The organism is Pseudobutyrivibrio sp. 49, assembly GCF_900100545.1.
Taxonomy (GTDB): Bacteria; Bacillota; Clostridia; order Lachnospirales; family Lachnospiraceae; genus Pseudobutyrivibrio.
Map to the genome: position 1 here is coordinate 1 of NZ_FNDP01000040.1, position 2268 is coordinate 2268.

3 protein-coding genes are annotated in these 2268 nt (G+C 41.7%); 1 reads left to right on the forward strand and 2 read right to left on the reverse strand.

Going from position 1 to position 2268, the window contains the following annotated elements; all coding sequences use genetic code 11:
* Positions 1-170: 170 nt before the first annotated feature.
* Positions 171-1436: a MobV family relaxase gene (mobV, locus tag BLP54_RS15515; protein ID WP_010891058.1), complete on the forward strand. Its 1266-nt coding sequence runs from the start codon at positions 171-173 to the stop codon at positions 1434-1436.
* Positions 1437-1448: 12 nt separating this feature from the next.
* On the opposite strand, the gene BLP54_RS15520 is transcribed toward mobV, so the two are convergent.
* Positions 1449-1628 carry a hypothetical protein gene (locus BLP54_RS15520; RefSeq protein ID WP_090171553.1) on the reverse strand — a complete coding sequence of 60 codons (180 nt, stop codon included), beginning with the start codon at positions 1626-1628 and terminating at the stop codon, positions 1449-1451.
* 2 nt (positions 1629-1630) lie between these two features.
* Positions 1631-2268 (reverse strand): replication/maintenance protein RepL (locus BLP54_RS15525; protein ID WP_143002049.1); only part of this gene is annotated, 638 nt, incomplete at its 5' end.

Below are 2268 nucleotides of genomic sequence, written 5' to 3' on the forward strand. Positions count from 1 at the left end.
TTAGACTTTCACTTGAAAGTTTTCCGAAACGATGGTATATTACAAGTGAGAGGAAGTTCTGTTCAATGCGATAGCCATTGATCAGGAACGACCTCGAAACGAAGTAATAAACCAGAGTAAGGAAGACCGAAAGGGAAAGGCTTACTCACTAGAAGCGAAGAGGTATACTTATGGGATATGGAATAATGCGCTGTGAGAAGCGTAAAATACAGGCTTGCGGGGGCATACAAGCTGAGAATAACAGGCAAGCCGACAAACAGAAGGATTTTAAGGCAAGTGATATTGATTGGGATAGAACGAATGAAAATGAGTTCTTGATACAATCAATGAACTTGCAGCAGGACATCAAGAAAGAACTCAAGGAGCACGGTATTGATAAATGGCGTAAGGACGCAGTAGTCTGCATAGATGGGCTATATACAGCCTCTCCTGAGTTCTTTGAAGGCAAGACCAAAGAAGAGTGTATGGAGTACTTCAAGGATTGCCTTGAATACCACGAAAAGACCTATGGTGTCACAATCAATGCGGTAATTCACTTTGATGAGGCTACCCCACATATGCACTGCCAGAGCGTGCCTCTGGTAGAACGTGAAGACGGTTCTTTCAAGCTGTGTGCTAAAGAGCTAATGGGAAATATCAAACAGTATCATCAAAGGCAGAATGAGTTCCACGAGGAAGTTGGCTTGAAATATGGACTCGAACGAGGACAGGTTCAAGACAGAGAGGAACGTAGGGAACACCTTGATACTTTGGAGTTCAAAACCCAAGAGAAGACCAAAGAGCTTACACAAAGCATTGAAGCTGTAGAAACTCTCAAATTAGAAGGTGCAAAGCTTCAAGGTAGGATAGAGTCCAAACAGAACGATTTAGAAGCCGTAGAAGGCGAAATTGAGCGTTCTAGGGGCAAGCTTGAAAAACTGGAAGGTCAGGTTAAGAAAGCCAAGGATTTCAAGAAGGAGAAGGCTGATAAGGATATACTTGGCAGACCTAGGGACAGAGTAACACTCGATTGGACTGAGTATAGAAGCCTTCAAAAGACCGCTAAGAAGGTTGAAGACGTTGAACGCGAGGAATCCTTGCTGAACTACAGAGAACGCCAATTTGAGCAGAATAAGGCTGAAATACAGCCTAATATTGATGCAGCAGCTGAGGATAGAGAGAAAGCTGCTAAAGAGCTGCAGCAAGCTAGAGAATATAAAGATAATCTTGAAAGCTATATCCTTGGAACTGCTGGAAAACAGGCTGAAGAGATGTTCCAGGAGTTCAAGAATAGCCTGGCTAAAGGCTACGATATGGATAAGCTTGAATTCATTGAAAAAGAGCTTCAAAAGTACAATGTGGGTGGCAAGTCACTATTTGACATTGTGGAAGAGAAGTTCCAAGAGCATATCGAAGAGATTGAACATCAAGCAAGAAGCTGGGGTCCAGAGCTATAAAAAAAAGAGGATCTACGTCCAATGACGTAGGCCCTCTTTTTTGTTGTGTTCTTCAATGTCGATAGTGCGTTTAGCCATAGCATTAAGCTTTTCATCAAGAAGATGATACAAATAGCTGTCTTTAGGAGCTTCCCTATACAGCTTCATAAACTGTTCTTCTGTAAGTTCTAATCTGATTTTCTTAGTAGCCATAATTACTCCTTCTTGTTAACAGCCTTCTGAACAATTGAACCATCGGGAAGTAGTGTGTACTGTCCCTCAATCTCAGTATCAACTACTGAGGATTTAGACTGTAGGGCTTCAAGCTGTTTAGAAAGCTGTGCAATAGTCTTAGTGATATTCTGAATCTTCTGTTCATCAGAAAGCTCCTGAGGCTCTGCGCCAAGCTCTGAGAACTGATTAAGGATATTAAGACGAGCTTTCTGTGTGCCCTTGAAGAGGATATCCGGATTGATAACATACACTCCATTAGCCTGTTTTTTCAAGAAATTAGCGTCCTGTAAGGCTTTCATAGTAACTGATACAGTAGCAAGGGAGATACCCGTCTCCTCAGCCATAAGGCGATTAGTACAGATAAGCTGGTTATTATGGTTTAAGTTGTCAATTATCCAATAGACTAACCTAGTCTTCTGATTGCCAACTAAATCAAGAGTAGCAACGAAGTTTCTAATCCACACCTTAGTGAAGTTGAAATCACGTTCCTCAATCTTGGTAACTTGGAACTCTTCCGCCTCGCCTGTAGCGACATTGATATAAGTCTCAGTACCAATAGCTTTAACCTTCTTGGTAGTCACGTGCTGTGACAATTCATTTTTTGCCAATTTAATATACC